This is a genomic window from Mycobacterium sp. EPa45 (genome assembly GCF_001021385.1).
Taxonomy (GTDB): Bacteria; Actinomycetota; Actinomycetes; order Mycobacteriales; family Mycobacteriaceae; genus Mycobacterium.
The window spans coordinates 3,247,177-3,273,040 of sequence record NZ_CP011773.1; the positions used below are offsets into that span (position 1 = coordinate 3,247,177).

Annotated in this window: 26 protein-coding genes; 1 reads left to right on the forward strand and 25 read right to left on the reverse strand. The window is 63.9% G+C overall.

The window, feature by feature from the left end:
- Positions 1-93: 93 nt before the first annotated feature.
- From AB431_RS15505 to AB431_RS15520, 4 genes are all read right to left on the reverse strand, one after another.
- The gene (locus tag AB431_RS15505; protein WP_047330681.1) at positions 94-636 is read right to left on the reverse strand and encodes an aromatic-ring-hydroxylating dioxygenase subunit beta; all 543 of its coding nucleotides are present in this window, start codon (positions 634-636) and stop codon (positions 94-96) included.
- Positions 633-1,967 carry a Rieske 2Fe-2S domain-containing protein gene (locus AB431_RS15510; RefSeq protein ID WP_047330682.1) on the reverse strand — a complete coding sequence of 445 codons (1,335 nt, stop codon included), beginning with the start codon at positions 1,965-1,967 and terminating at the stop codon, positions 633-635. The genes AB431_RS15505 and AB431_RS15510 overlap by 4 nt, the downstream gene beginning before the upstream one ends.
- A 384-nt stretch (positions 1,968-2,351) precedes the next feature.
- On the reverse strand, positions 2,352-2,819 hold the full coding sequence (locus tag AB431_RS15515) for a MarR family winged helix-turn-helix transcriptional regulator (protein ID WP_047330683.1): 468 nt from the start codon (positions 2,817-2,819) through the stop codon (positions 2,352-2,354).
- Positions 2,809-4,203, reverse strand: a complete 1,395-nt coding sequence (locus AB431_RS15520; RefSeq protein ID WP_235435684.1) for an MFS transporter — start codon at positions 4,201-4,203, stop codon at positions 2,809-2,811. The genes AB431_RS15515 and AB431_RS15520 overlap by 11 nt, the downstream gene beginning before the upstream one ends.
- On the opposite strand from AB431_RS15520, the gene AB431_RS31440 reads away from it, so the two are divergent.
- Positions 4,202-4,336, forward strand: a complete 135-nt coding sequence (locus AB431_RS31440; protein ID WP_255353494.1) for a hypothetical protein — start codon at positions 4,202-4,204, stop codon at positions 4,334-4,336. The genes AB431_RS15520 and AB431_RS31440 overlap by 2 nt on opposite strands.
- Before the next feature lie 60 nt (positions 4,337-4,396).
- Here the strand turns inward: AB431_RS31440 and AB431_RS15525 are convergent, their stop codons facing one another.
- The 21 genes from AB431_RS15525 to AB431_RS15625 form a co-directional block, all read right to left on the reverse strand.
- On the reverse strand, positions 4,397-5,857 hold the full coding sequence (locus AB431_RS15525; protein WP_200902645.1) for an aldehyde dehydrogenase family protein: 1,461 nt from the start codon (positions 5,855-5,857) through the stop codon (positions 4,397-4,399).
- A 141-nt stretch (positions 5,858-5,998) separates the two neighbouring features.
- The gene (locus tag AB431_RS15530) at positions 5,999-7,123 is read right to left on the reverse strand and encodes an epoxide hydrolase family protein (RefSeq protein ID WP_047330685.1); all 1,125 of its coding nucleotides are present in this window, start codon (positions 7,121-7,123) and stop codon (positions 5,999-6,001) included.
- A gap of 79 nt (positions 7,124-7,202) precedes the next feature.
- Positions 7,203-7,670: a hypothetical protein gene (locus AB431_RS15535; RefSeq protein ID WP_369802903.1), complete on the reverse strand. Its 468-nt coding sequence runs from the start codon at positions 7,668-7,670 to the stop codon at positions 7,203-7,205.
- A gap of 113 nt (positions 7,671-7,783) precedes the next feature.
- Positions 7,784-8,461 (reverse strand): hypothetical protein, encoded by a 678-nt coding sequence (locus tag AB431_RS15540; RefSeq protein WP_047330687.1) that lies wholly within the window; start codon positions 8,459-8,461, stop codon positions 7,784-7,786.
- Positions 8,458-9,918, reverse strand: a complete 1,461-nt coding sequence (locus AB431_RS15545) for an MCE family protein (protein WP_047330688.1) — start codon at positions 9,916-9,918, stop codon at positions 8,458-8,460. The genes AB431_RS15540 and AB431_RS15545 overlap by 4 nt, the downstream gene beginning before the upstream one ends.
- Positions 9,918-11,057 carry an MCE family protein gene (locus AB431_RS15550; protein WP_047330689.1) on the reverse strand — a complete coding sequence of 380 codons (1,140 nt, stop codon included), beginning with the start codon at positions 11,055-11,057 and terminating at the stop codon, positions 9,918-9,920. The genes AB431_RS15545 and AB431_RS15550 overlap by 1 nt, the downstream gene beginning before the upstream one ends.
- On the reverse strand, positions 11,054-12,403 hold the full coding sequence (locus AB431_RS15555; protein WP_047330690.1) for an MCE family protein: 1,350 nt from the start codon (positions 12,401-12,403) through the stop codon (positions 11,054-11,056). The genes AB431_RS15550 and AB431_RS15555 overlap by 4 nt, the downstream gene beginning before the upstream one ends.
- Positions 12,400-13,728 carry an MCE family protein gene (locus tag AB431_RS15560; RefSeq protein WP_036348765.1) on the reverse strand — a complete coding sequence of 443 codons (1,329 nt, stop codon included), beginning with the start codon at positions 13,726-13,728 and terminating at the stop codon, positions 12,400-12,402. The genes AB431_RS15555 and AB431_RS15560 overlap by 4 nt, the downstream gene beginning before the upstream one ends.
- Positions 13,725-14,753, reverse strand: a complete 1,029-nt coding sequence (locus tag AB431_RS15565; protein ID WP_047330691.1) for a virulence factor Mce family protein — start codon at positions 14,751-14,753, stop codon at positions 13,725-13,727. Before AB431_RS15565 ends, AB431_RS15560 begins: the two co-directional genes overlap by 4 nt.
- A gap of 57 nt (positions 14,754-14,810) precedes the next feature.
- Complete coding sequence (locus AB431_RS15570; RefSeq protein WP_047330692.1) at positions 14,811-16,163, reverse strand: MCE family protein; 1,353 nt, start codon at positions 16,161-16,163, stop codon at positions 14,811-14,813.
- 4 nt (positions 16,164-16,167) lie between these two features.
- Positions 16,168-17,025 (reverse strand): ABC transporter permease, encoded by an 858-nt coding sequence (locus AB431_RS15575; protein ID WP_047330693.1) that lies wholly within the window; start codon positions 17,023-17,025, stop codon positions 16,168-16,170.
- Positions 17,022-17,837 (reverse strand): ABC transporter permease, encoded by an 816-nt coding sequence (locus tag AB431_RS15580; RefSeq protein WP_047330694.1) that lies wholly within the window; start codon positions 17,835-17,837, stop codon positions 17,022-17,024. Before AB431_RS15580 ends, AB431_RS15575 begins: the two co-directional genes overlap by 4 nt.
- A gap of 174 nt (positions 17,838-18,011) precedes the next feature.
- Positions 18,012-18,584, reverse strand: a complete 573-nt coding sequence (locus tag AB431_RS15585) for a hypothetical protein (protein WP_047330695.1) — start codon at positions 18,582-18,584, stop codon at positions 18,012-18,014.
- A 71-nt stretch (positions 18,585-18,655) separates the two neighbouring features.
- A complete protein-coding gene (locus AB431_RS15590; RefSeq protein WP_047330696.1) occupies positions 18,656-19,054 on the reverse strand; it encodes an SCP2 sterol-binding domain-containing protein in 399 nt (132 codons plus the stop codon).
- Positions 19,055-19,084: 30 nt separating this feature from the next.
- Positions 19,085-19,582, reverse strand: coding sequence for an aromatic-ring-hydroxylating dioxygenase subunit beta (locus tag AB431_RS15595; protein ID WP_047330697.1), 498 nt, complete (start codon positions 19,580-19,582; stop codon positions 19,085-19,087).
- Complete coding sequence (locus AB431_RS15600; RefSeq protein ID WP_047330698.1) at positions 19,576-20,757, reverse strand: aromatic ring-hydroxylating dioxygenase subunit alpha; 1,182 nt, start codon at positions 20,755-20,757, stop codon at positions 19,576-19,578. The genes AB431_RS15595 and AB431_RS15600 overlap by 7 nt, the downstream gene beginning before the upstream one ends.
- On the reverse strand, positions 20,754-21,752 hold the full coding sequence (locus AB431_RS15605; protein WP_235435685.1) for a hypothetical protein: 999 nt from the start codon (positions 21,750-21,752) through the stop codon (positions 20,754-20,756). Before AB431_RS15605 ends, AB431_RS15600 begins: the two co-directional genes overlap by 4 nt.
- 74 nt (positions 21,753-21,826) lie before the next feature.
- Entirely contained in the window at positions 21,827-22,120 is a 294-nt protein-coding gene (locus tag AB431_RS15610) for a ferredoxin family protein (RefSeq protein ID WP_047330700.1), read from the reverse strand.
- A complete protein-coding gene (locus tag AB431_RS15615; RefSeq protein ID WP_047330701.1) occupies positions 22,117-23,892 on the reverse strand; it encodes an FAD-dependent oxidoreductase in 1,776 nt (591 codons plus the stop codon). Before AB431_RS15615 ends, AB431_RS15610 begins: the two co-directional genes overlap by 4 nt.
- Before the next feature lie 75 nt (positions 23,893-23,967).
- Positions 23,968-24,993 (reverse strand): 2,3-butanediol dehydrogenase, encoded by a 1,026-nt coding sequence (locus AB431_RS15620; protein WP_047330702.1) that lies wholly within the window; start codon positions 24,991-24,993, stop codon positions 23,968-23,970.
- Positions 24,994-25,050: 57 nt separating this feature from the next.
- A complete protein-coding gene (locus AB431_RS15625; protein WP_047330703.1) occupies positions 25,051-25,842 on the reverse strand; it encodes an SDR family NAD(P)-dependent oxidoreductase in 792 nt (263 codons plus the stop codon).
- Positions 25,843-25,864: the final 22 nt, after the last annotated feature.

Consider the following 25,864-nt stretch of genomic DNA (forward strand, 5'->3'; position numbering starts at 1 on the left):
ATATGAACGGACGGCATCAACCGCTCCGGGCGCACCGCGCCTGCCCAACTGGACCACCGGCTGTTGACGACGAGGGACGAGCCGACCGGCGCCTCAGATCCAGAACGAGAGGTTGTGCGTGGGCAACGTGGTGTGGTCCAAGAGAATTTCTCGCCGCGCCAGTTTCCAGCCCGTTTCCTCACGACGAATAATGTCTTGGCGCTCTGCAGAGATCGTCTCCGACTTGGCCTCGTCCGCGCGCGTGCGCACCAGCAGCGCATTCGACGTCACCTGATAACCACCACTGTCCTCACCCTGTCTGACCCTCACATTAGTGATGAAGTGCCGGATCCGGGAGGGCGGATCCTCAGCCCAATCCGACAACGTCTGGTGCCGCAGGACACGCATCTGCAGACTCGTGTAGTTATCGCTCAAGTGCATCGAGTGATCGGAAAACCCGGATCCACCCGCCCTGCGCAGCGTCTGACGGACGCGCGCCAGATAAAGCACGTCCGATGTCAACACGCCAAGCCACGCCTCGTGCTCATCACGATCAAGCAGCTCGGCCTCGTGAAAAAGGAAATCTTCGATTTCGTCCCGCACGTCGCGCGAAACGCTGGCAGCACGAGACGACTCCTGTGGCAGCGTTGACGTCATACGTTCTCATCCCTTCTCGGAGTGGCCATATAGTCGAAGTACTGTTTCCAGTACTCGCGCTGATTTTGCTCGGCGTAGCCACTCGCCAACGGTCGTCCCGGACCCAGCCACGTGGGATCAGGCGCCAAATTGTCCAATCCCATCTCGAGGTTCAGCTCGATTCCGCCGGCCAACTCGCCCCGCGTTCCCTTGGTGATGGCCTGAAATATTTCAGCATCATCCTGCTCGAAAACACCTGCCACCCCGAACGTGCGAACATAAGTCTCAAACGACTGCTGCTTGAAATCCTCTGGCGCACTGCGCTCCACGAAAAACCAGGACCACACCTCCATCCGACCCGCGTCAAGTGGGCGCCACTGCCGCAACGTCAAGATGGGGACCGGCATGGACTGTCCGTCCTTGGCGATGAAGGCGTTCAAGAAGGACAAATTCGGGAAGACGTTGCCATGAATGAACATGGTCCGTTTCAACATCTCGCCATGCACCTCGTCCTCATAACCCTGACTCAGGCGGGCCACGATCTCCTCGGGATACCCCATATACGGCGGTGCCGGTATGCCCGGCGGCGCGCCCAAAACTCCTGCGCCGTGCCCGCCCGACAGACTCACATGGGCCGGTGAAACAGCCACATTGTCGGGCGGCAACAACCCCAATTCGCACATCGAGCGGTGAGTCATCACCGTGTGATAACCATCGCCGACAAAGTTATCGGCGCCTGTCTTCCAGTTCGCATCGATAACCCACCGCTGAGGCGCCCCCCATGCCTGAACACCTTCCGGGCTCTTCTTCATCATCAGATCGATGTACCAGCGCATATCTCCGAGATACTCATCTAGCCCCGGTGCCTCGTCCGAGACGCACCCGAACACAAGGCCCGCATACGAATCCAGCATTGGCACGGCGCGCAGCCCCAGCCGACTCTTGTCGAACGCCGCGCCGTAGACGGCTTGCTGTGCAGGAATCGCGATCAGATCGCCGTTGTTCCGATATGTCCACCCGTGGTACGGACACTGAAATGCCGATTCATTCCCAGCTTCGGTTCGGCACACCAGCGTGCCACGGTGCCGGCATGAGTTAGACATCGCCCGGACCGTCATATCCTGCTGGCGCGCAACGATAATCGAGTTGTCGGCGATATAACGCACCACATAATCGCCCGCGTTGGGAATCTCATCCTCATGGCACAGAAATTGCCACGTTCTTCCAAAGACCCGGGCTATCTCGAGCTTATACAGGGCTTCATTAGCGATCAGAGACGCGGGAAGGCGACCCTTGAGGACTGAGCCCCGCGCATTCTCCAACAGTCTCATGGTCTTCGCATCAAGGGCCATCGATGTCACTTCGGCGCACCTTACCTATCGATATGCGCCCGAAAAGGGCGTAGTTAGTGGCGACTTCATAGTGATGTAGGTAACAGTTGGAGCTTACACAGGATGACAACTGTCTGCAAGCTATAATTTAGGGCGTCGCGGTACCTGTACGTGCTGACGTCCAGGATCCAATCCCACGGACCGGCCCGGCAATCCGACATGCGGGTACACGAGATAGACACTCTCGACAAGCGAGCACGTCGATCTATTGGCAACCAGGCCCCGCCATCGACCGCGCTACACCCCCAGTCGTATCCCCGTCAGATCGCAGTTCCCGACACCGACGCCGAGGTGGTGATTGTCACCGTCCACGCGAGCATCGAGGTGGCGGAAAAGAAATGCGAATCAGCAGCCAGACTCACTGTCAGCAACGCGATCTCGGAGCTGTCCACGCGAGTGAGCGCCGATTTTGCCTGTCAGCTCTCGCAGCACCGTCAGTTCGTTATTGTCCAGCGCCGCAACCGCTTCGGGCGCCGGGTCGTCGATCGCATTGATCGTAGCCACCATCGCCCAGCCGCCGTCAGTCAGCCATACCATCTTGCGTCGCCGGTTGTCGGCAACCATCTGGCGCATCACCAGGCCGCGGTCCTCCAGATCGTTGACGGCCACCGTGGCGGCGGGTGCGTCTATGGCCACGGCGCGCGCGACCTCTGTGAGGGTCATCGACCCACGAGCCAGTCGGAGCAGGATCCGGATACGGCTGAACGGTAGACCCGTCCGGTCGACAGCCGCTCGCCTCCAGCTGCCACTGTTGTCGGCGACCAGCGCGGCCATCCCCCGCCATACCTCATCCGCCAGCGAATTACGCGACACCGGTAGCCTCCCGTCGCGGGTCGCCTCCCGCGATCAGCGGCGCTAGCTTTTCAGCCGAGCGCAGCGCGCGTCCCGACGTCGAGTAGACGCCGATCGCAAAGATCAGCACACCGACTCCAGCGAACACTAGCCACAGCGGCCGAGCGGCGGCCGCGAAGTCGACCTTGGCGTCGCCGAGTGCCGGGCTCACGACTGAACCGCAAAGGGCCACACCGATGCTCACGCCCACCTGTCGACTGGTCGATGCGACTGCCGAGGCCGCACCGGCACGGTCGGTCGGCATACCGCTGACGGCCGTGTTCGTGATCGGTGCGTTCACCATCGAAGTACCAACGCCGATGATCCCGAAGGCGACCAGAAGCTGCCATAGCGCAGTAGCGTCGCTCGACTTTGCCAGCATTAGCGTGCCGGCAGTGATGAACACCCCGGCGATCATCAGCGACGGTCTGGCACCGAATCGCCCCACCAGCCGACCAGAGACAGGCGAGAAGATGAGTGCGGTACCGGCGACGGGCAGAAACATCAGCCCGGTGTGGACTGCCGAGAGCCCGCGCTCCCCTTGCAAATACAGCGACATCATGAACAGAAACGCGCCCCACAACGCGAACGCGCATACAGCGATAGCCGTCGCCGAAGAGAAGGGGATGCTGCGGAAGAATCGCAGGTCGACGAACGGGTCGAGGCGGCCTGACTCGTAGCGCAGGAACAGCGTGAACGCCAGCGCTGCAAGACAACCGATAACGGAAACGCGGGTGTCGGTCCAGCCCATCTCTGGCCCTTCGATGAGCACGAACACTAGTCCGAAGAGGAAGGCCATGCCCAGGGCCAGCCCAATCACGTCGACATGTCGCATGGTGGCCGAGTTGGATTCCGGAACGAAGATCGCGGTCAACATTATCGCCAGCAAGCAGATCGGCACGTTGATCCAGAACACTGCGCGCCAATCGACATACTCGATGAGCAATCCGCCCACGATCGGACCGAATGCCATCGAGATGCCAACGACGCCGCCCCATATGCCGATTACTCGCGCGCGCTCCACCTTGCCCGTAAACACTTGCGTGACGATCGACAACGCAGCGGGGGTGAGCATCGAACCGCCAATGGCCTGCAGGAAGCGCGCGCCGATCAACGTCTCGACATTAGGGGCCGCGCTGCACACCAGCGAGGCCAATGCGAAGACCGTCAACCCGATCTGGAATATGCGCCGCCGGCCGAATCGGTCGGCCATGGCACCCGCGAGCAGCAAGAGCGAGGCGATCATCAAGGTGTAAATGTCAAAGACCCATTGCATTTGCGCAGGCGACGCCGATAGGCCGGCGCGGATGCTTGGGATTGCGACGTTGACGATGGTCGCGTCCAGCGAGACGATGAGAACACTCATGCAGCAGGACGCCAAGACGATGGCCTTGCGCCGCGCGCTCGGCGCTCCGACTTCATTCACGCGGCTGTTCGACCACGTCGGCGTGGCCGACGACAAACTCGTCGCCAACCGCGTTGATGTGCAACGTATTTAGCCACCCGTTCACCGGGTCCGAACGCTACGACGACCGACTGTGGCCGGCAATCACAGGAAGCTAGTCCAAGGTGACGGTTACGGCTTTGACTTGCGTATAGGATAGCAATTCCTCCGTGGACTCTTCGGATCCAACGCCTGATGATTTCCGGCCGCCGAATGGCAACCCCCAGTAGTGGCGTGCACTGCCGTTTATCCATACGTAGCCGGCATCAAGCTCGCCAGCCATGCGATGGGCTTGGCGCAGGTCGTTGGTCCACACCGCCGCTGTCAATCCGAAGTCGACGCCATTGGCGACTTCGACCGCCTCGGCCTCGTCACGGACTGTTAGCACCGAAAGAACAGGCCCGAATATTTCGTCGCGGGCGACGGCGGCCTGCGGCGTCACGTCGCCCAACACGGTCGGAGCGACATACCAGCCTTTATCGCCAACGCCCTCCGCACGCCCTCCCCCCGTGAGTACGCTGGCGCCGGCCGCCCGTCCTGATTCGATGGCCCGCAACGACTTCGCGTATTGCGCTTGGTCGATGACAGGTCCCATGTCTGTGCCCTCAGCGAGCGGGTGGCCCACCTTGATGGCAGCGACCTGATCTACGACCGAATTGATGACCTCGTCAGCGATCGACTCGTGCAGCAGCAGTCTGCTTGTCGATCCACAGGATTGGCCCGCGGTGGTGGTGAAGTTCATCCCGGCGACGGCGCTTTTCGCCGCCGCTTCAAGATCGGCGTCCGGCATGACGATCATGGGGTTCTTGCCGCCGAGTTCGAGCGTGACGTATTTGACGCCGTGCTCTGCAGCCAACCGCTGGATATGCCTACCCGTGCCAGGGGATCCGATGAAGCCGATTCGCCGGACCAATGGATGAGTGACCAGCGCGGCGCCGGCAGTTGCGCCACGCCCGGTTACGACCCCAAACAGGCCCTCTGGCAACACTTCCCTCGCCAACTCGGCGAGGCGGATGGCCGAGAGCGGGGTTTGATCGGGAGCTTTCAACACCACGGCGTTTCCCGCCATGAGTGGAGCAGCGATCTTAGATCCTGCGAACAGAACAGGATGATTGAAGGGCACGATGCGAGCGACCACGCCATAGGGCTGCTGCAGCGTGTAGTGGAGGTTCGCGGAGAGTGGAATAGTACGTCCGCCGATATCAAGTGCGGCGTCTGCCATCAGCTCGAGCACTTCGCCCGCCCAGTTCACATCGTCGCGCATCGCGGGCAGGGGAAAGCCACCGTCAATCGCGTCGAGCAGCGCGAGTTCTTCGGCGTGTTCTCGCATGAGTGTCGCCAAAGCTCGCAGCATGGTGCCGCGCTGCCGCGGCGTCCGCAGTGCCCAGTCACGTTGGGCAGCATGCGCAATCGCCACCACCTGGTCGACATCTTCGGCGTTGCAGTCCGGCACCTGTGTCAATACGCCCCCGGTACACGGGTCGTCCACGTCGTAGACGCCATCGGTCGCCAACGTCGCACCACCTAGCGGAAGCGTCCACGTCCTCTCGACTGCCCTCAGCGCGTCGTCGATCACGGCATCTCCTTTAACCACACAGCACGCGGCTGCGACTCGCGGCCCACTGTTTTCTTTCCAATGGACACCTCCTCCGCAAAGCAGAGAGTCTAACTTACTGCGCCCGAGCTATCCAGGGGTCGTGCATGCCGGTCCGCTCTATCACCGCACGGTTCTAAAGAACGCGCGGACATCTTCGACGAAGAGGTCCGGTTGCTCGAACGCGGCGAAGTGCCCGCCGCGCGGCATGGTCGTCCAATGGGTGATGTTGTAACTCGGCTCGCACCAGCTTCGTGTTACGCGCAGAACCTCCTTCGGGAAGGCCGCAATGCCGGTCGGTATTTCGACACGACCTATCGCGCCCAAGTGCTTGAAGCTCTCCCAATACAACCGCGCCGAGGAAGCGCCGGTGTTGGTCGCCCAGTACATCATGACGTTGTCGAGGAGCTCATCGCGGTGGAGCACGTTCTCGGGGTTGCCGTCGCAGTCCATCCACGCCCAGAATTTCTCGACGATCCAGGCCAATTGTCCGACTGGCGAATCGGCCAGCCCGTACCCGACGGTCTGTGGCCGGGTGGACTGCTGCTCGGAATAGCCCGTGCCCCAACGCTGGTGGTGCGTCAATGCGGCCAGCGCCTCCCGCTCTTCCTCCGACGAATCGGCGATGTCCCCCGCCGGAGGATAAGCGATCGGCATGTTCAGATGGATGGCGGCGCAGTGGCCGCGGTGGCGGCCCATCTGGGTGGTGACGGCTGCGCCCCAATCGCCGCCTTGGGCGCCGTAGCGCGCGTAGCCGAGGCGCAGCATGAGCGTCTCCCATGCCTGCGCGATCTTGTCCACACCCCACCCGTGGCGGATGGGCCTGCCGGAGAAGCCGTATCCGGGAAGCGACGGACAGACGACGTGGAAGGCGTCCTCCACCTGTCCCCCGTGGGCAGTCGGATTGGTCAGCGGCTCAATCACTTTGTGAAACTCGACGATTGAGCCGGGCCAGCCGTGGGTGATGAGCAGCGGGAAAGCGTCTTGGTGCGGGGATCGCTGGTGGATGAAATGGATGTCCAAGCCATCGATTTCGGTGATGAACTGAGCGAATCGGTTGAGCGCGGCTTCACGCGACCGCCAGTCGTATCCGCTCGCCCAGTATTCGGCCAGTTCCCGGGTGTAACCCAACGGGATGCCCTGGCTCCAGTCCGCTACGCATTCAGCTTCCGGCCAACGGGTCTGTGACAAACGCGTTCGCAGATCATCGAGAACTTCATCGGCAACGTCGATGCGAAACGGTCTCACCGCGGGTCGGGCACTCAAGGCTGCTCCTCACACGCTGCCTGCGGCTCGCGGGCAGCCGCGGCCGTGTCTGGAATACTGCTCATATCGGCTCGAAACCCGATATCAGCCAACGGTTTCCGACTCTGTCGAGGGTCACCCGAACGACGGAGTCAGTATCTGTCGGCGCGTCATTGCCCACTACGGTGGTTTGGTCGACGAACACCAGCACTACGGCATGGTTTTCACTGGCGGAGACGGAGGCGGCACCAGTCACCTTGGCGGTGGCCGAGATTCGTTTCTGCTGTGCTCCAGGAATCACGACATCATCAGTCAACGAGGTGTATGAATCGCGAAACGGCCCTGTCAGTCCCTCGCGCGCAGCCTTCAGCTTCGCGGTTGCCGTGTCAGGTGCGTAGGAGAGCATCGCGACCGTCGCTTCGGTTGCGATCTGAGCGGTTTGCGCCCGAGCGCGGTCGGCATCATCGGCGGTCGCTTCCTGGTATTTGAAGTAGCCCGCGCCGAGCGCCAACAGCAGGGCGACAGCCGGCAACACCCAGAATCCGAGCACGCGCACGATGTTGCCGCGACGTCTGCCTGGTGTGGCGCCATCGTGGGTGTCCTCGCATTCTGGGGCGACGCCGGCAGCCTGATCGTCGCACTCGACTTTCCCTGGTGAGTTCGTCATGCCACGAACTCCACGTCAGAGACCTTCGCGTCGTTGCCGACTTTCTGCACCGTGACGCGCATTCGCCATGTTCGGGGTTCGCGATCTGGCCCCTCGCCGACAGTGGTCTTCACGTTGACAGCGACCAGCACCTGGGCCGTGTCACGGGACTGCGACTCCAAGCCGGCCTCGGTGATGGTGCCCTCCGATTTCGACTTCACCTTGTTGACCACATCGATGAATGGTTGTGACCGCTGGGCGAACTCGTCGTAGAACTTGCCTGTGGCTGAGTCGAGAATGCGCTTCACATCGGCGTCTGCGTGCTGCCAGTCGATCGTGGTCAGATTCAGTGCGCCTTGACGTCCGACCTGCACGAACAGCTGGCGCTGTTCGAAGGCCTGATGCGCTTGGTAGGCCCGGTAGCCCAGCCAACCGGTCAGTGCGGCCAACGTCACGACCGCTACCAACCCCATCACGAGCCCCAGTCGCTGCGGCGGCATTGGGCTTCGCCAGGCGCGCGTGGCGACCCGCGACAGTTCGTCGTTGACACCTTCGGGCGGGTCGCCGCCGCTGGCATCCGTCCTGTCAGCGCCCATTTCGGGGGCGACATCGACGGTGTCATCAGGGGCAGGCGAGGGCGGTGTGTGGTCGTCGCGGACGGGTTCGTCGGTATCCCCGGTGGTTTGCGTTGTCACGGTTCACCGTCCTTTGGCGGAAGCAGCATGTCCTGCCAGGTGTGCTGCCCGGCAGCGTTCCGAGCCAGATCCGCTTGCCGGTACTGTTTGCCATCCGGTCCGATGTAAATGCCGGTGCTCGGGTCGTACTCGGCGACCGCAATCGGGGCGGTCACCGGTACCGAGGTGGGCGGCGGCGTTCCTGGCGGCGGCTGCGGAACTGGCTGACCGGACAGCGTCGCGTTCGGGTCGCCTTTCCAGTTGGCGCCGTCGTTGAGAGGTACGTAGTTTTCGTCGCTTTCGCACATCTTCACCGTCGGCGCCCGCTTTCCCGGTCGTGTTTCACAGGGCAGGTTGCGGGCGCCGCGAACGTTCGTGAGGCCGGAATCCTGTGGTATCCGGCAGTACAAGTCACCGGCCGGTTTCGGTGGGTAATCGACCTCAGACATTGCGCGTTGCTGTTGGGCGGGGAGGTATCCCGTTCTGCATGGCGGGGGCACATTGAGGTTCAGGTTGAAGGACAGGAACACGCCCTTGTAGTCCTGTTTGGTGTTTCGGTTGGCCAGCGCGGCACCCTGGAGGCCGGCGATCTCGATCGGATACAGGGCGAGGATCTGCTCGAGGTTGGGTTGATAGGTGAGCGCCACTTGGCCGAGGCTGACCAGATTGGTCAGCAGGATGGGCAGGGTGGGCTGTACGCGGTCGACCAGCTGACGTACCTGGTCTGCGGCGGGGGGCCCGTTGACCAGTAAGCCCTTTACCGAATCATCCTGGAGCTGTAGTTGATTGGTGATTTGAGCGAGGTTGGCCGCCCAGGTGTGGATGGAGTCGGAGGTTTCGGTCTGGGTGTCCAAGACCGGTTTGGACTGATCGATGAGGGTGGTCAGCGCAGGCAGGTTGTTGCGCGCATCGATGGCCAGCGTTGTGGCCCCCCGCGTCAGCCGTGAGAGCTCGGGGCCCAAGCCACCGAACGCCGTATAGGACTCGTCGATCACCGTTTTGAGGTTGTCGCGCGGGATCGCCTCGATACCGGTGTTGACAGCCCGCAGCAGTGCGTTGATGTCGGGGGGGACCGAGGTGCGGCCGGCTGGTATCACGTCGCCGTTCTTCAGCGGTGCGCCGTCGCCGCTTCGCGGTAGGAGTTCGACGAACAACTCGCCGACCGCAGTCTGGCTGTGCACCTGGGCGTCGAGGTCCGCCGGGATCTTGATGTCCGACTGCAGCGACAGCACCGCGTCGACTCCGGTGTCAGTCAGGCGGACGTCGGTGACCCGACCCACCGTAGTGCCCCGATACGTGACGTTGGCGTTGTCGTACAGACTCGCTGCGTCCGGCAGCTTCATTGTGACTTGGTAGCGGCCGATACCGAAGAGCAGGCTCGGCAGCCGGAGGTAGTAGAAGGCCATGGTTCCACCGGCCAACAGTGTCACCACCCCAAAGGCGGCCAGCTGCAACCGGACTCGTTTACTCAGATACATTACGGTCCTTGGTCCAACCGGTAGGGGGCGATCAGCGGATTTCGCGCGGTGTAGGGGCTAGGCAGTTGCCCGATCGTGCGGCCCCATTGCAGTTCCAGTTCGGTGAGTTTGCCCTCGAACCGGGTGCCGGTGAACAGCGCCGCGTCGATACGACTCAATGTCAAGTCCACGATGGTGGTGATGTTGGCGTAGTCACCGCGCCACCAATTGGTCAGGTTGTCCTTCACGAAGGGAACCGTGGTGAACAGGTTCAGTGAACGGGTCAGCGCAGGACCGGCGTTCGCGAGTGATTCCAATACCGGTCCCAGGTCGTTAAGGATCTGGATCAACGACTCTTTGGACTGGTTAACCGAGTCGGCGGCCAGCGCGCTGAATTTGCCGAGTTGGTCAACCGCCTCAACGAGCTTGTCGCGTTCGGCGTTGATTACCGCCAGCGCGTCGGGAATCGTTTCCAGGGCCTTGTCGATGACTGGTTTTTGTGCCGCGAACTGCGCGACCAGATGGTTGAGGCTTTCGGTGGCCGCGATGATGTCCCCGATTTGGCCGTTGATGTTGGCGGTGAAGATGTCCAGCTGTGAGAGCAGGCTGCGGAAGTCCTGCTCGCGGCCTCCCAACGCGGAGGTGAGTGCTGTGGTGATGTCCTGTACCTGCCCCACTCCGCCGCCGTTGAGCAGAAGTGATACCGACGCCAGGGTCTGTTCGGTGGACGGGTAGGCCCCAGCAGATGTCAGCGGGATCAGCGAACCGGCCCGAAGCTTTCCCGCCGGGCGAACATCGGTGGGGGGTGCCAACTCGACGTGCAGTGAGCCCAGCAGGCTGGTTTGACCCAACGACACGGTCGAGTTGGCGGGAAGCTCGACGTCGCCGTTGAGTGTGAGCGTGAGCAGCGCATGCCATCCTCGACGCTCGATCTTCGTGACCGTGCCCACGTTGACGTCGCCCACGCGGACACGCGAGTTCGGTTGAAGGTTTTCGACGTCGGGCATTTCGGCCTGGATCGTGTAGGAGCCCTGCCCGTGGCCCTGCGTTCCCGGCAGCCGAAAGGAGTTCAGGCCGCGAAAACCGCATCCCGACAGCGCGGCGATCGTCAGCGCGATCACCATCACCGCGACGCCGCGGGCGCAGCGCGTCCTCGTCACGAGCCGGCCCCGGGTGGAATGAGCATGCCGGGCAGCCCGGCGGCGGGATCGGTCTGCTGAGCCGACGGGCCGGGAACCGGCAGCGTGCCTTCGGCTGGTTGCGCCGGCTCGTCGAGGGGTGGCGGCGTGCTGTGGCCCGGCGGCGATGTGTCCGGCGCCGGTGAAGTCTGCGGCGGAACGTAGTCCGGGCGCATCCAGTCCTCACTGTAGGTGACTTCATTCGGCCGGGCGCTGGCCTGGACGAAGGGGTTGACACCGATCGGGGGGAAGTTGTACTGGCGGTTCTTGATGATCGGGGCCAAGTACTGGACACATAATTTCGCCGATTGTTCGTTGTTCAGTCGCGACGCGGCCTGTACTGCGCTGCACAGAAAGGTGATCGGATCCGCGAAGTTGGCGACGTTGAGTGCTCCGGTCAGCGTGCCCTGGGCGGGCTTGTAGAGGTTGGCGGCGTTGGACAACGTCGTCGGCGCGATGTGCAGCAGCTGTTTGATGTCGTCGATGCTGCCCGTCAGTGCCTGTGAGACTGACGTCAATTTGTCCGCTGTGGTACCGAGCGCGTCGCGGTTTGCGGAGACGAAGGCCGTCAGGTCACCGATTACGCCATTGAGGTCCTTGACGGCGTCACCGACTTCGGTGGGGTTGTTGGTCAGCAGCCCGGTGACCGAGGCGAGGTTCTGATTCAGCTGGCGTATCAGTACGGTGCTGTCCTGAAGTGCTGAGACGAGTGTCGCAAGATTCTTGACGCTGCTGAAGATGTCCGGGCTGTGGTCGGCGAGCGCAGACACCGACTGGGACAACCTGATGATCGCCTCGCGGATTGCTGGGCCTTGGCCGCGCAAGTTGTCGGCCGCGGTGTTGACCAGGGCGCCCAGCGTGCTGACCCCGCCGGGCTCGGTGGGCTGCAGCAATGTCGTCAGCCGTTCGAGCTGTTGGCGGAATTCGTCGAACTCCACTGGAACCGCGGTGCGGTCCCGGGGGATGACGGCGTTGTCCTGCAGCGCCGGGCCACCGGTGTAGCGGGGAGTCAATTGAATGGCGCGGGAGGTCACCAGCGTCGGCGACAGGATGACCGCTTTGGCATCGGCGGGCACCTTGTACTTGGCGTCGAACCAGAAGGCGATCTTGACTCGTGTGGGCTGCGGTTCGATGGAGTCGATCCCGCCTACCCGAACGCCCTTGATGCGGACATCGTCGCCGACGAACACCCCGTTGCTGTTTTCGAAGTAGGCGACGACGTGAACACGATCGACCTCGCGTGCCACACGCACCGCCGCAATCGACCCGCCCACGATGAGGCTCACCAAAACGATCGCCAGTCCGAGCTTGGTCCGAGAGTTCGTCATCGTCTGCCTTGGGGGATCGAGGAATCAGCCGGTCCGGGCGCGACTTCATCGGGCGCCGGCACGAAGAAGGGGCTTGGCGTCGGCGGCTGTGGGGCTTGCCGATCGAGTGCTGGCGGTGCCGGCGGACCCGGTGGGGGCCCACCTGGCGGAGGGGCCGGTGCCGGCTCGCGGTAGGGGTACCGGGGATCGCCCGGGTTTCCGGTGATCGCATCGGGCAGAGTCAATTTCGGTTCGCCACCCTGGCCGGTCCGCGGATAGGGAATCGGCAGTGCCGGGGTGCCGGGCTGGCCCACCTGGGGGTCGGTGCGCTGGGAAGGTAGGAGCACGTTGGGATCCAGACCGAGATCCGAGAACGCGGCATCGACGAACGGTTGAATGAACTGTCCGGGGACCAGGTTGGCGAGGTAGGCGTTGAAGAAGGGGCCGGCTGCGACGGTCTCGCCGAACTGCATCGCGTACGCCGCCAGTCCTTTGATGGACTCTTGGATCTCCACTTTCCGGTTGTCGAGGATCGTGAGAACCCCGTTGAGTTTGTCGAGTGCGGGTTTGAGCGTCGTCTTGTTTTCCGCGATGAACCCGGCGATCTGCCGACTGAGCAGCGAGATGTTCGTCGAGATCTCGTCCAGCGCCGCGCTTTGGGTGCGCAGCTGCGCCAACAACGCGTTGGTGTCGGAGATCAGGCGCACGATGTCATTGGTGCGTTCACCCAGGACGGTGGTCGCCTTGGCGGCGTTCGCGAGGAGTTCGCGCAACCGGGCATCGCGCTGGTTGAGCGTTTCCGCGAATCGGGCGACACCCGCGACGGCGAGCCGCAGGTCATCGGGGGTGTCTTGGAGGGTCTGGGACAGCACCGTCAGCGATGTGGACAGCTGGTCGGTGTCGAGACCGCTGATGGTGGTCGTGAGGTCCCCGATGGCGTCCGGCAATTGATACGGCGAGGTGGTCCGCTCGACGGGGATGGTGCCGGAGAGCGTCCCGGCGCCGCGGGTGGTGAGGTCGAGGACCTTGTTGCCGAGAACACTGGTCGTCCTGATCGCAGCCTCGCTACGGTCGCCCAACCGGATGCCTTCGGCCACCGTGAACGTGACCAGTACCCACTGCCCGTCGAGGGTGATGCTCTGCACTTGGCCGGCGGGAGCCCCCGATACCCGCACCGGGGCGCCGGTGGTCAGTCCGCCAGCCTCGTCGAAATACGCCGAATAGGTCTTCCCGGAGGAGACGAACGGCAGCTTGTGGTAGTTGAGCGCGCCGAGAACCAGGGCGGCGGTGGCCACAACCCCGATGGCCCCCATGACGATGAAGTTGCGCTCGCCGAAGGTCTTCATTTGGGTGTGCACCTGCCGCTGTCTTGTCCCGCCAACTTGATGTACACGGGTTGTCCGCCCTTTCCATTCACCTTCAGCAGCAGATCGCACAGGTAGAAGGCGAAGTAGTTGCCGTAGAGCCCCTGGCGCAGCAGCACACGGTAGGAGTCGGGCAATGTCTTGAGGAGGTTGTCGAAATAATCGCGCTCTGCGAGCACCGCGGTCGCGGTGCGATCGGTCTCGTGGACCGCTTTCTGCAGCGGTGGTCGTGCTTGTGCGAGGAGGTCGGCCACCGAGCGGGCAGCCTCGTTGGCGTAGGCCACTCCGTTGCTGATGTCCTGCTTGCGGGCTTGCAGTCCGTGCACGAGCTGCGACAGCGAGTCGATGGCCTTGCCGAATTGCTCGCTGTGCTCGCCCAGCGATCCGAGCACGGAGTTCAAGTTGACGATGGTTTGACCGATCAGCTGGTCCCGGTCGGCAAGCGTGTTCGTCAGCGCTGCGGTCTGAGACAATATGGAACCGATCGTGGCGCCTTGACCCTGAAAAGCTGCGATGAGTTGGCCGGTGAGCGCGTTCACCTGGGCGGGGTCCAGCGCGCGGAACAGTGGCCGGAACCCGCCGATCACGGCGTCAAGATCCAGTGCCGGCGCGGTGCGACTCAACGGGATCGTGTCGCCGGGCCGCAGTTTCTTGGTTCCGCCCGCGCCTTCCTCGATCGCCAGGTAGCGGTCCCCGATCAGGTTGTCGTACTTGATGACAGCCCTGCTGCCGTCGGTGAGTACCACGGAGTCGTCGGCCCCGAACTCGACCTGCACGGTGGAATCGTCTCGGACGGTGAGGTTCTTGACCTTGCCGACTTCCACACCGGCGATGCGGACGAAGTCTTGGCTTTTCAGTCCACTGACGTTGGTGAACACAGCGGTGTAGGTCTGCTCGCGATCGAAGCGCAGCTGCGCGAACACGGTGATGAGTGCGAATGCGCCGAGCGCGCACACGACCACGAAGATCCCGAGGCGCCACACGACGGCTGACACCTTATTTATCACGGCGGTGCTCCCCTCCGACGATTGCGGGCATGCGCCGACGATTTGCGTGTTCGGCGGTCACGGTGGTGTGGGTCCTGTGGGTCCTGGTGACGGCGCTGGCGGCACCCCTGGATAGAGGGGCGTTCCATCGGGGCCGTACTGAGGTGCGCCGTAGGGCGGCGCACCGGGGTAGGGCACGGGACCGGGCGCCGGGCCGCCTGGGTAGCGGATACTCGGCGGTTCAGGGACCGCCCGAGTATCCGGGAAGTAGTTGGCGTACCCGGGGAATCCGATGCCGGGATTGGGCCGCCAATCCAGTCCGGTGCCGAAGCCGGTGTTGGCGATCAGCTGTCTCACCGGGAAGTTCTTGGCGACGTCCGGCAGCGAGCCGCACCCGGGCTTGCCGCCTTCCCCGCCCTTGGCGGCGTCGATCGGCAGGTTGTCCGGATATCGGTACGGGTCGTATCCCGGCAACAGCTCAGCGTCCATGATGAGCGATTTGCCGTTTCCGCCGAGCATGTCGGCATAACCGTTGTCGAGGGTCGTCTTGGCGCCGACGAACAAGCAGGTGATCTCGGGGTTGTACTTCATCAGCAAGTTCGCCGTGGGTTCCAGCAGGTTGACCGCTTTCACCAGATTGTCTTTGCTGGGGCCCAGCAGGCCCACTCCGCTGCGCGACAGCCCCACGACGTTGAGGAGCAGCGCGTCGAGTTGCTGGGCATGCGTGGTGACCGTCACGCTCGTCGTGGTCCCGGCGGCCAGGGTGTCGATGATGTTCTTTGCCGCGGCGCTGTAGGTGTCGCTGACACCTTTGATCGCGCGGAAGTCCTCGCGCATCGTGTCGGTTCGTGGATTCAACTCCAGCAGAACCTCATTGCTCGCGGTGATCGCCTCACCGATCCTGTCACCTTGCCCCCTCACCCCTTCGGCGAGCGCACTGAGCACGGCGTTGAGCTTGAACGGGTCGATCTGTTTGATCAGCTCCACCACGTTCTGAAACACGGTGTTGACCTCGGTGGCGACGTTCTGCGATCGCAGCACTGCTCCCGCGGACAGCCGCTGCGGGCTGGGATCGGGCGGGTAGACAAGATCGACGAACTTCGCACCGAACAGGGAGATGGACTGGATGCGCGCCTCAACGTTGGCTGGGATGTACTGGATCTGCGCCGGGTCGATGTCCAGCTGGATGCGCGTGAAATCTCCGCCACTAATCGAGCTGACGTGCCCGACCTGCACACCGCGCATCTTGACCCGCGAGTTGGGCTCCAGCACCAGGCCCGATCGGTCCGCCGTCAATGTCACCGGCACCGTCGGGGTGAATGTGCCGCTGAACATGCCCAGACTCAGCACCACCGCCACGACGATGCCCACGACCAGGAACACCGCCCACCACTCGGAGGAGATCCGACGAGCGCCTGTTCCCTGTGTCACCGCGTCACCCCGCGAAGTTGAAGTTGCCGGTCTGGCCGTAGAGGGCCAGGGTGACCAGGAGAATCACCATTTGCGACGCGATCAGCGATGTCCGGGTGGCACGTCCGACCGCCTCGCCGACGCCCGCGGGTCCGCCGGTGGCGTTGAGGCCGTAATACGTGTGGATCAGCATGATCACCAGAACTTCGGCGACCGTGACGCCGAACGAGAAGAGCACGGCCTGCGGATCGAGAAAGGTGTCGAAGTAGTGGTCGAATACTCCGGAGCCCTGCCCGTAAAACACGGTGGTGATGACACGCACCGAGAAGAACGACATCAACAAAGCCACGCAATACAGCGGAACTACCACGATCATGCCGGCGACCACACGGGTTGACGCTAGGTAGGCGATCGGACGGATGCCCATCACCGCGAGCGCGTCGACCTCCTCGTTGATCTTCATCGCGCCCAGCTGCGCGGTGGTACCGGCACCAATCGTCGCAGCGAACGCGAAAGCCGAGCTGGCCGGAGTGACCAACCGAACGTTGACGAAGGCAGAGGTAAAACCCGCCAACGCTTCCACACCGACCTGAGACATCTGGTTGTAGGCCTGACTTGCCAAGGCGCCGCTCGTCGACAAGTTGAGGAAGGCAACCACCGCCACGGTGCCACCCACCACCGCCAGGGAGCCCGCGCCGAGACCGATCGCGGCGATCTGGCGCAGCAATTCAGCCCGGTAGATGCTCACCGCCTGCCCGATTGAGCCGATCGACTGAGCGTAGAAACGGGCCTGATCGCCGAGGTCCTTCCACCTGGCCCTCGCCCCGCTCAGCGCGCGAGCGGTACGAGGACGTCTCTGTCGTAACACGACGCTCGCGCTCACTTCGTAACCTCGAACCCGACCGCCGTGACGATGGCGTTGACGACGAACAGCAACAAGAACGCGATCACAACCGTCTCGTTGACCGCATTACCGACGCCGGCCGCGCCTTTTTGCACACGCAAGCCCTGGTAGCAGGCAATCAGACCTGCCACGAAACCGAATAACGTGGCCTTGACGAGAGAGACCAGGACATCGCTGAGGCCGGTGATCAGCGTCATGCTCGCGACGAACGACCCGGGTGTCACGTGCTGGAAGTAGACCGAAAAATAGAAAGCGCCTAGGAGGCCGGTCACGGTCACCACAGATGACAGCAGGACCGCGACCGTGGTCGTCGCCAGCACCCTGGGGACAACCAGGGAATGGATGGGGTCAAGGCCGAGGACCCGCATCGCATCGACTTCCTCACGGATGGTGCGCGACCCGAGATCGGCGCATATCGCCGAAGCGCCGGCACCCGCGACGACGAGGACGGTCACGAAGGGGCCGATCTGGTTGACCGCGCCCAATGCTGCGCCGGTCCCCGAGAAGTCGGCGGCACCGAATTCGCCGAGCAACGTGTTGAAGGTGAATGACGTCAGCACAACGAGGGGAATCGACAATGTCAGCGCGGGGACCATGGACACCCGCGCCACGAACCATGTTTGGAACAGAAACTCGCGCCACGGGAACGGTGGTTTGACCATCGCCACGAACATGTCCAGCGTCATCGCGTAGAGCCCGCCGATCACGCTGAGTGGTTTCAGCGCCTTGGTGTCTCCCCGCAGCACCGCCGGCAGTTCGCTGCTCTTGAAACGGAGCAATGGGTGTTTCATGCGAACATCAATTCCTTCTGATGTGCAGGAGACGCAGGTTGCGGCTCAGGCCGTTTAGCCGACAACAGTGGACTGCCACCCGGGACCTCCCGGGGTTCTCGGTGGCGATGTCGACGAGCGCCGCAAACGGCGAAGTGGCATCGCTCGTCGCCCTTCCGGCGCGCTGACTTCCGGTCATCTCGCGGCCTCGGATAGCGGCAGGAATACGGTTTCGGACGTCTCGTTGTCGCTCCGCAGCCCGATATCGAACCGAAGGCCGATCTCGTCGCGGGTAGCGATCATGGCTTGCCGCCGCTCGGCAGGCAGGCTGCCCAACAAAGGGTCTTTGGCGAGATGACAGCCCGGAAAGTAGGCACGGGTGATGAGCCAGTTGAGACGCACTTGGGCCAAAGTCGTCACGACGATAAACGGCGCGGCACCGGGTGTAGATGGCCGCGGCGCCACCATGCTGATGCTGAAACGACCCTGTTCGTCCGTGACTGCACGACCGCCGCCGGTGCCGGGCCGGCCGACGTACCCCAGCAGCGATCCACTCTTCGCCGGCGCAATGCCGTTGGCGTGAGCGTGCCAGATCTCCACGAGCGCATCGGGAACTCCTCGGCCGTCCCCACCGGTGACCACTCCGTGAAACTGAATGGCCGGGGACGAACCGGGCTGTACGGGGTCGGCCGCCCGTTCGAACGACGGAGCGCGGCCATCATCCGCTCCGAGGGGTTGGCAGGGGGTGGCTGCCAGCTTGGTAATCATCTGTGCCCCCGGCCATCTGGGGTCTGCCGTGTTTCGCCGGGAGTCCACATCGCGACCGCAGAAGCCACAGCTCAGTCCCCCCAGACGAGTCCGTCGACCTGTCCCACGAGACGAAGTCCGGCGCTCAGCACGGCCATGTGTGCCATGGCAACCTTGATCGGGCCGACGAACTTGATCTTCCGCGTCGCGATCGCGCCGGCTACGCCAACCTCGCCGTCCGCGACCCGGTGCCACACGACCGCTGTCGCGGTCAAGACGAAGTCGGGCTTGCGCCCCTCTATCGGGCGACCCCCATAGACGGCCTCACCGGCTTTGATCTCCAACTGCGACACCTGGTCGGTTTCGTCCTGGACGCGCCATTCGATAACCATGGTCAGGTCCTTGGCCCCGTCCCGGATCTCGGGCGAGCCGTTCCATAGATCGCGATAGGCCTTGGCCCACTCGGGCGACATCAACGCGACGGCACTCATCGACAGTTCATCTCCTTCATTTAATCCAGGTCAGACCGGGTACACCAGGTAACGCGGCGGGATGTTGTCGACCACCACGAACCTCGACTCGAATAGCGCGGTAGCTCCGTGGAGGACAACAATGTCGTCGCAGTGGCCGCTGACCAGGATTCCGGCCTCGCCGGAGGCGGCGGTATAGGCGACGAGGAGATTGGACCGCACCTTCCAGCGACCCTCGCCGAGCTCCCGCAATGCCGTGCGCTGCTGGATGTGCCGGGTGTCATAGGGCTCGACGGTGTCCGCCCAGACTTCCTCGATCATCTTTACGCGGTCGACCATCCGTTCCCGGCAGTCGTCCATCATGTACGCCAGCGGCAGCCCCTCGCGGACGTTCTCCATGGCGTGCACCTCGTAGGCGCACTCCCGCGCGAACAGGGCGAGCCACGCCGCGAAGTCCCGTTGGTCGACCGCGGCGGCATAGGCTCCGAATAGCTCGCCCACCAGGTAGGCGACGTGGAGCTGCCGATCTTCGACGCTCGAGGTCAGCAAAATTCCATCACCTCGCGATAGTGGGCCCACCAGCTTGTGTTGGCGACCTCGTCGTTCTGCGACGACTGCGACACCGGCCGGCCGACGCCGGCGACGAACCGCTGGTAGCCGCCGTCATGCGCCGTCGCCTGGACACGGTTGTAGACAGCGGCGTCCTCGATGCTGATGAAGCCGCTCGGCCCCAACAGGTTGGACGACTGCCGGACGCGGTGGCGCGTGTAGTCCTCGTCGTCACTGGCGTGGCCGAAAAACGCGTAGCGCACTTCGGTGCGATCTACCCCGAGCGGTCTTGCGTACCGAATGTTGATGGTGTCTACGTGGCGCACGATGCCGGTGACCGGCCGGAGCGCGACGACGCGAGCCCGGCTGTCCTCCCCTACACGGGTGACCACACTCGGGTCGGCTAGGAAGCCGTTGTCCACGTAAGGCTGCGAGTCATAAAGGATAGACATGTGACCGTAGGGCTCGGTAACCACGATATTGCCGTTCCCGCCCTGCCAATTGAGCAACTTGAACGCGCGGTGCAGCAGCGGCGCGTGGTAAGGATCGTTGTCGATATAGGTTTTCCAGTTGGTCTGGAACACCACCGTCTGGTAGCCGAGCAGCGTCAGATCGCCGTCATCGACCATGCAGTCGCTTAGTGTCGCGGCGGTGTCCCCCAGAAAGTCGTCGAACGCCGGCGGCTGCTCAGCCATGCTGACGAAGACCAGCCCCCACGATTCGACCGCGTGCACCTCCCGCAAGCCATAGTCCTGCTCGCGAAAGTCCGGGCGGAACTGCATGCGGCGGGGCGCGCCCGCGAACGCCCCGTTGTTGTCGAAGAGCCAGCGGTGATATGGGCACTCGAACCGCTCCGCCACACCGCACCGGCGTTGTTCCAGCAGCGTCCCGCGGTGCGCGCACGAGTTGACGAACACCCGGATGCGGTCGTCGGCACCGCGCACGACGAGAAGCGGCACATCGGCCAGCCATCTCGTTCGGAAGGAGTTGCGCTCGGGCAACTCGGCCCGGTGCGCGATCGGATGCCAGTACGGCCCGTAGAAGATCCTGTTGAGCTCTTCCTGGTAGACGTCCGGGTCGCTGAACACCTCTTTGGGGATGTCCGTGTCCGACGTGAAGCGCTTCCGGATGGCGGCCTGCGTACCGTCGAAGGCCAGTGTCGGTACACCATTCACAGCGCCGCTCCTTTCTCTGCGGTAACGATGTGAGTCACCGAGCCCAGGCCGTCGGCGAGCCTTGTCCAGGTTTTGCCCTCGTCCTCTGACATGTGCAGCTGCCCGCCGGTGGTGCCGTAATAGAGCCGGAGCCCGCCTCCGTCGACAACCTCTCCCTCCAGCGCCCAAACCATGTCGAACAGGCCAACCTCGCCGTTGGCGCCCAGCCTGGACCAGGTCATGCCGCCGTCGTCACTGCGGAAGAACCCCACGTCGGCACCACGGCGCCGACGCAGCTTGGACGGTGAGAGGAAGTAGACGTTGCCGTTGAGCGCGCCCAACACCAACAGGCGCACTGCGGCCCACTTCGGCGGAATACCGTCGGCGGCGGCCAGGAATATCACGTCGGGGTTGGCGGGATGCACGACGATCGCGTCTTCGGTGTAGATGCGCGCTCCGAGCCCGTCGTTCGACTGCACCCAGCTGGACCCACGGTCGGTGCTGCGGTAGACCCCCTTGCCGCCCCGATAGGGCTTGGTGTCCTGGCCTGTGGTCACTATCAGCCGGTCCGGAGCCCCGGGGTGCAGGACAACACGGTGGATGTCGTGACCAAGGCCGTCGACCTGCACCCACGTCTGCCCCTGGTCCTTGGTGACCAGGAGTGACCCGACCTCGATACCGGCGTAGACGACGTCCGCCTCTAGCGGGTGCACGGCAATGGTCCGGACGTGCGCGATTCCGGGACGGATCGGGAAGCTCCACCGTTTCGCTTCCGGTAAGCCAAGCAGATTCCCGCACTCGGTCCACGCCCCGTCGGCCCACCGCAGCAGGTGCGCCGGCTCCGTCCCGGCGTACAGTGCGCCGGGCGTGTGCGGGTCGAACGCCAGCGCGCGCACGTCGCGGTATGCCAGGCCGTCGCCGAGGTCTTTCCAATGGTCCGCGCCCGCCTCCGCCAGGAACACCCCCTGCTTGTATACGGCGGCGGCGACGGCGCTGTCGTGGGTAGCGATGGACATGACCTGCCCCGGCAGCTGGGGCCAGGCCCGGATCCTTCCATCGCCGGAAACGCTGAACACTCCCCGGCTCGTCGCTACGACGGGCACGGCGCGCCTTCCTTGCCCGTTTCGGGGGCGCCGCCGCGCTCAACCTTCGGCAGGAACGGTTCGGGGATCACCAGTTCATGGCTGACGACGATCGCGTCCACGTGGCAGTCGATCGCGCACAGCCGGCAGGAATGACAGTCATTCGGGTAGATGATCTTGGCCCGCCACTTGCTGGTGGCCCACGGATCGTCGCCCTCCACCAGCCGGATGACCCCCGTCGGACAACTGTCGATGCAGACGTTGCATCCGTCGCAGGTCTCCTCGTCGATACTCTCGATCACAGGACCGGCACCTCCTGGCGGTAGGACTCGGGCACGGTGTACGGACTCGGGTGTCGGCCCGGTGGAGCCTGGACCGGCCATGTTTGAATCGGCAGTTCACGCTCGCTGAACTCGAAGTCGAACTCGCCGCCGGCGCCGCGGCGGACGAGCAGCCATTTGAGCCACTCGTCGTTGTCGGCGTACGGGTAATCGACCCTGAACAGCTCGCCGCGGCTCTCCGTTCGCCGCTTCATCGCCTCGCAGGTGATGATTGCCAGCGTCAGGTAGGCGCGGACCTCGTGTGCCTTCTTGAGCTCCTGATAATCCGGCGCGAAGACATAGCGCAACACCCGGTCGCGGATCCGGTAGAGCTCGGTGAGCGTCTCGTCGATTCGTGCCTCCGACTTGAACAGAGCAAACGCCGGGTTTGCCGTCGCCTCGCCGATGGCCTTCCACACGTCGACCGGCCGGACCTGCCGCAGCCGACGCATCGGCGCGAAATACCCCGCCAAGCTCTCCCGCGCCTGCTCCTGCCACACACTGGGCGGCGTGGTGCTGCCGCCAAGCGCGGCAGCGGCGGTGCCCGCGCGGTATCCGGCAACCGCGGAGAAGCTGGAGATGCCGCTGCCGGAGATTCCCGACATCAGATGCGGACACGCCGTGCCATAACCCACCGCGAACAAGCCCGGCACGGTGGTAGCGCCGTCCAGGTCGATCGTGGGACCGCTGGTGCTGCTCGTGCCGAGCACGATGAATGGAGTCACCTCGAGCAGATCAGTTCCGGGGTCGACGTCAAACTCGGTGAACGCCCGCCGCACCGTCGGTGACACCTCGTAGAGCACGTCGAGATCGGCCTGCGCGACATGGCGCAGGTCGAGATAGCAGGGACCGCGGCCCTCCACCATCTCGGTCATGATCGACCGCGCGATGGTGAACAAACCTCCCTTATCTCCCCAAATCGGGTCATAGCGGTCCATGAAGTACTCGCCCGCGGCGTTGCAGAATTTGCCGCCGATACCTTGGATCTTGGCCTGGCCGGGCGTGAAGAACGACCGGTTGAAGTAACTCCAGGCGGCGAACTGGCCGAACTCCATGCCGGCGAATTCGGCGCCCACCCGCCACGCGGCGACGTGCCCCTCCCCGCTGCAATGGTCGGCGAACGCATAGTGCAGCTTCGGATACCAGGGTCCGGTGTTGAGGACAACGGCGCCCGCGGTGAATATGTGGCGCTCACCGGTGACCACGTTGACCCCCACGGCACCACATACCGCGCCGGTGGTCGGCCGTCGCCCGTCGGTGGTTAGCAGATCGATCACATCCACCCGTTCGTACAGGCGCACCCCCGCGGCCTTCATCCGCTCCTTGAGGATCTCCATACAGACGCGCCCATCCACACCCAGCGTCGTACCAAGATTGTGGCCGCGGACCGTGACGTACTTCAGCGACCCGTCCTCATGAGTGGAATAGGGCACACCCCACTCGATCTGCTCGTTAATGCGGTCATACGCCTCGGTGATGTACTGCTCAACCCAGTCCTGATCGGCCAGGTAGTTGCTGCCCACCACGAACTCGCGCATCCACTCGACCATCTCCTCCCCCTCGAGCCGGTGATCGGGCGCGTACTGGCTGTGCACATAAGTCATCGGTCCCGCCCGAGATACCACCGCCTTCTCGACCAAGATCACCGACGAGCCCAACTCCGCGGCCCGCAACGCCGCTCGCGCCCCACCGATCCCGCCACCGACCACCAGGACGTCGCACTCTTGCACTGAAACTTTCGAATCACCGTTCACGCTCAGTTGACTCCTCTTCTCCCGCGTTCACACACTCACCACCGAGCACCCGAAAACCGCTACACACTTCTCCAGTCACGGCGTCACCAACACCTTGATCTGGTCCTCCCGCCCCTCCACCAGCGCAGCCAACCCATCCTCGATAGCGCTGCCCAGCGGCACCCGGGCGGTGATCTGCGGAGCGAGCGCGACTGTTCCGTCTGCCATCAGCGCGAGCACGGCGGGGAAGTCGTCGAACATGTCGTAACCGAAGACGAGCCGCAGCTGCGGCTCCTTGATCAAATGCTGGTTGACATCGAGCGAGGCTGTACCGGCCCACGACGACATCTCCATGAAGCGGCCCTGCTTGCGTAGGCAGTTCAGGCCCGTCGTGAACGCTTCGGCGCTGCCCGCCGCATGAAAGACGACATCCACACCGATGCCCCGGGTCTCCTCGAGGATCCGTGCGGTGGACTCGGGGTCACGCGAATCCAGTGCCACCGTGGCGCCCACGTCGCGGGCAAGGCGTCGGCGAATACCGCTCGGCTCCATGGCGTAGATCCGCGCGGCGCCGGCGGCGCGTGCGCACTGGATCACTGCCAGGCCGAGGGCCCCCGCCCCGAGGACCAGCACCGTCTCGCCGAGGAGCAGCTCCGCCCGGCGCACCGCGTGGAAGGCCACTGCGGTCGGCTCGGTCAGTGCGGCCTCCGCGATGTCTACCCCTTCGGGCACCCGGGTCGCGAGGCGAGACGGCACCGCGACGTAGCGTGCCAGTCCCCCGTTGCGGGTTAAGCCGATCCACTCCGGGCGCTGGCATAAGTGGTAGAGCGCACGGTGGCAGTAATGGCAGCTGTCGCAGAAATCCATCGGGATCACCACGGCGCCCTCGCCAATCCGAGACCGGTCGACACCAGAGCCGACCTCCACGATCCGGCCAGAGACCTCATGTCCGAGGACCACCGGTGGCTGCGAGAAGGTCGGCCCTGCCAGGTACTCGTGGAGATCGGTCCCGCACAGCCCGGTTGCCGCCACCTCGATGATGACTTCGCCGGCCTGCGGCGTCGGGTCCGGGACCGACTCCAGGCCGACGTCCTTGTTGCCTCGAAGGACAATCGCGTCCATCTTCAGATCACCCGGTCCTCTCGTCCGTCCCACGACGTCGGCGGTTCGGTGCCACGCTCACATGGCCTCGAAAGCCGGAAACCGAACGCCCGCGGTCATGCCGCCGTCCACCGGAAGCACGGCACCGGTGATGAACGACGCGTCGGGCGAGGCAAGGAACACGGCCGGGGCGGCGATCTCCTCGGGCTGCGCGAAACGTTGCATCACGCAGATGTCGGTCATCATCGAGGCGTGCTCGGGGTGCTCGGAGAGGAACCGTTCGATCCTCGGGGTGCGGGTGCCCCCGGGTGCGATCGCGTTCACGCGGATGTTGTCGCGCGCGAAGTCGAGGGCCATGTTCTTCGTGAGCAGAATGACCCCGCCCTTACTCGCGCTGTAGGCCGAGCACCTGTTCTCAGCGAGAATCCCTGCCGTCGACGCGACGTTGACGATCGCTCCGCCGCCGGCCGAGCGCAGCACGGGAATGACGGGTTTGGACATCTGAAAGACGCTGCCGAGGTTCGCGTCGAACTGGTCACGCCATTCCTCCTCGCTGATCTCCTCGACATTGCGGGGCAGACTGACGCCGACGACGTTGAACAGTGCGTCGAGGCGGCCGAATTCGGCTAATGCCCGCTCGACGACCCGGTTGGCGACATCACGGCGACAAACGTCGCCGGCCACGCCGCAGACCCGGGCGCCTGACGCGGCCAGTGCGGCCACGGCCGTCTCCAAGCCCGCCGTATCCGTGTCGGCCATTACGCAGCTTCCGCCGTCGCGGCACCAGCGCGTGGCAATCGCCGAACCAATCCCCGCCGCGGCCGCGGTGACGATCGCGACCCGGCCGGATCCAGTCTCCGCAACGCTCACGTGTGACCGATCGTCGAACCGA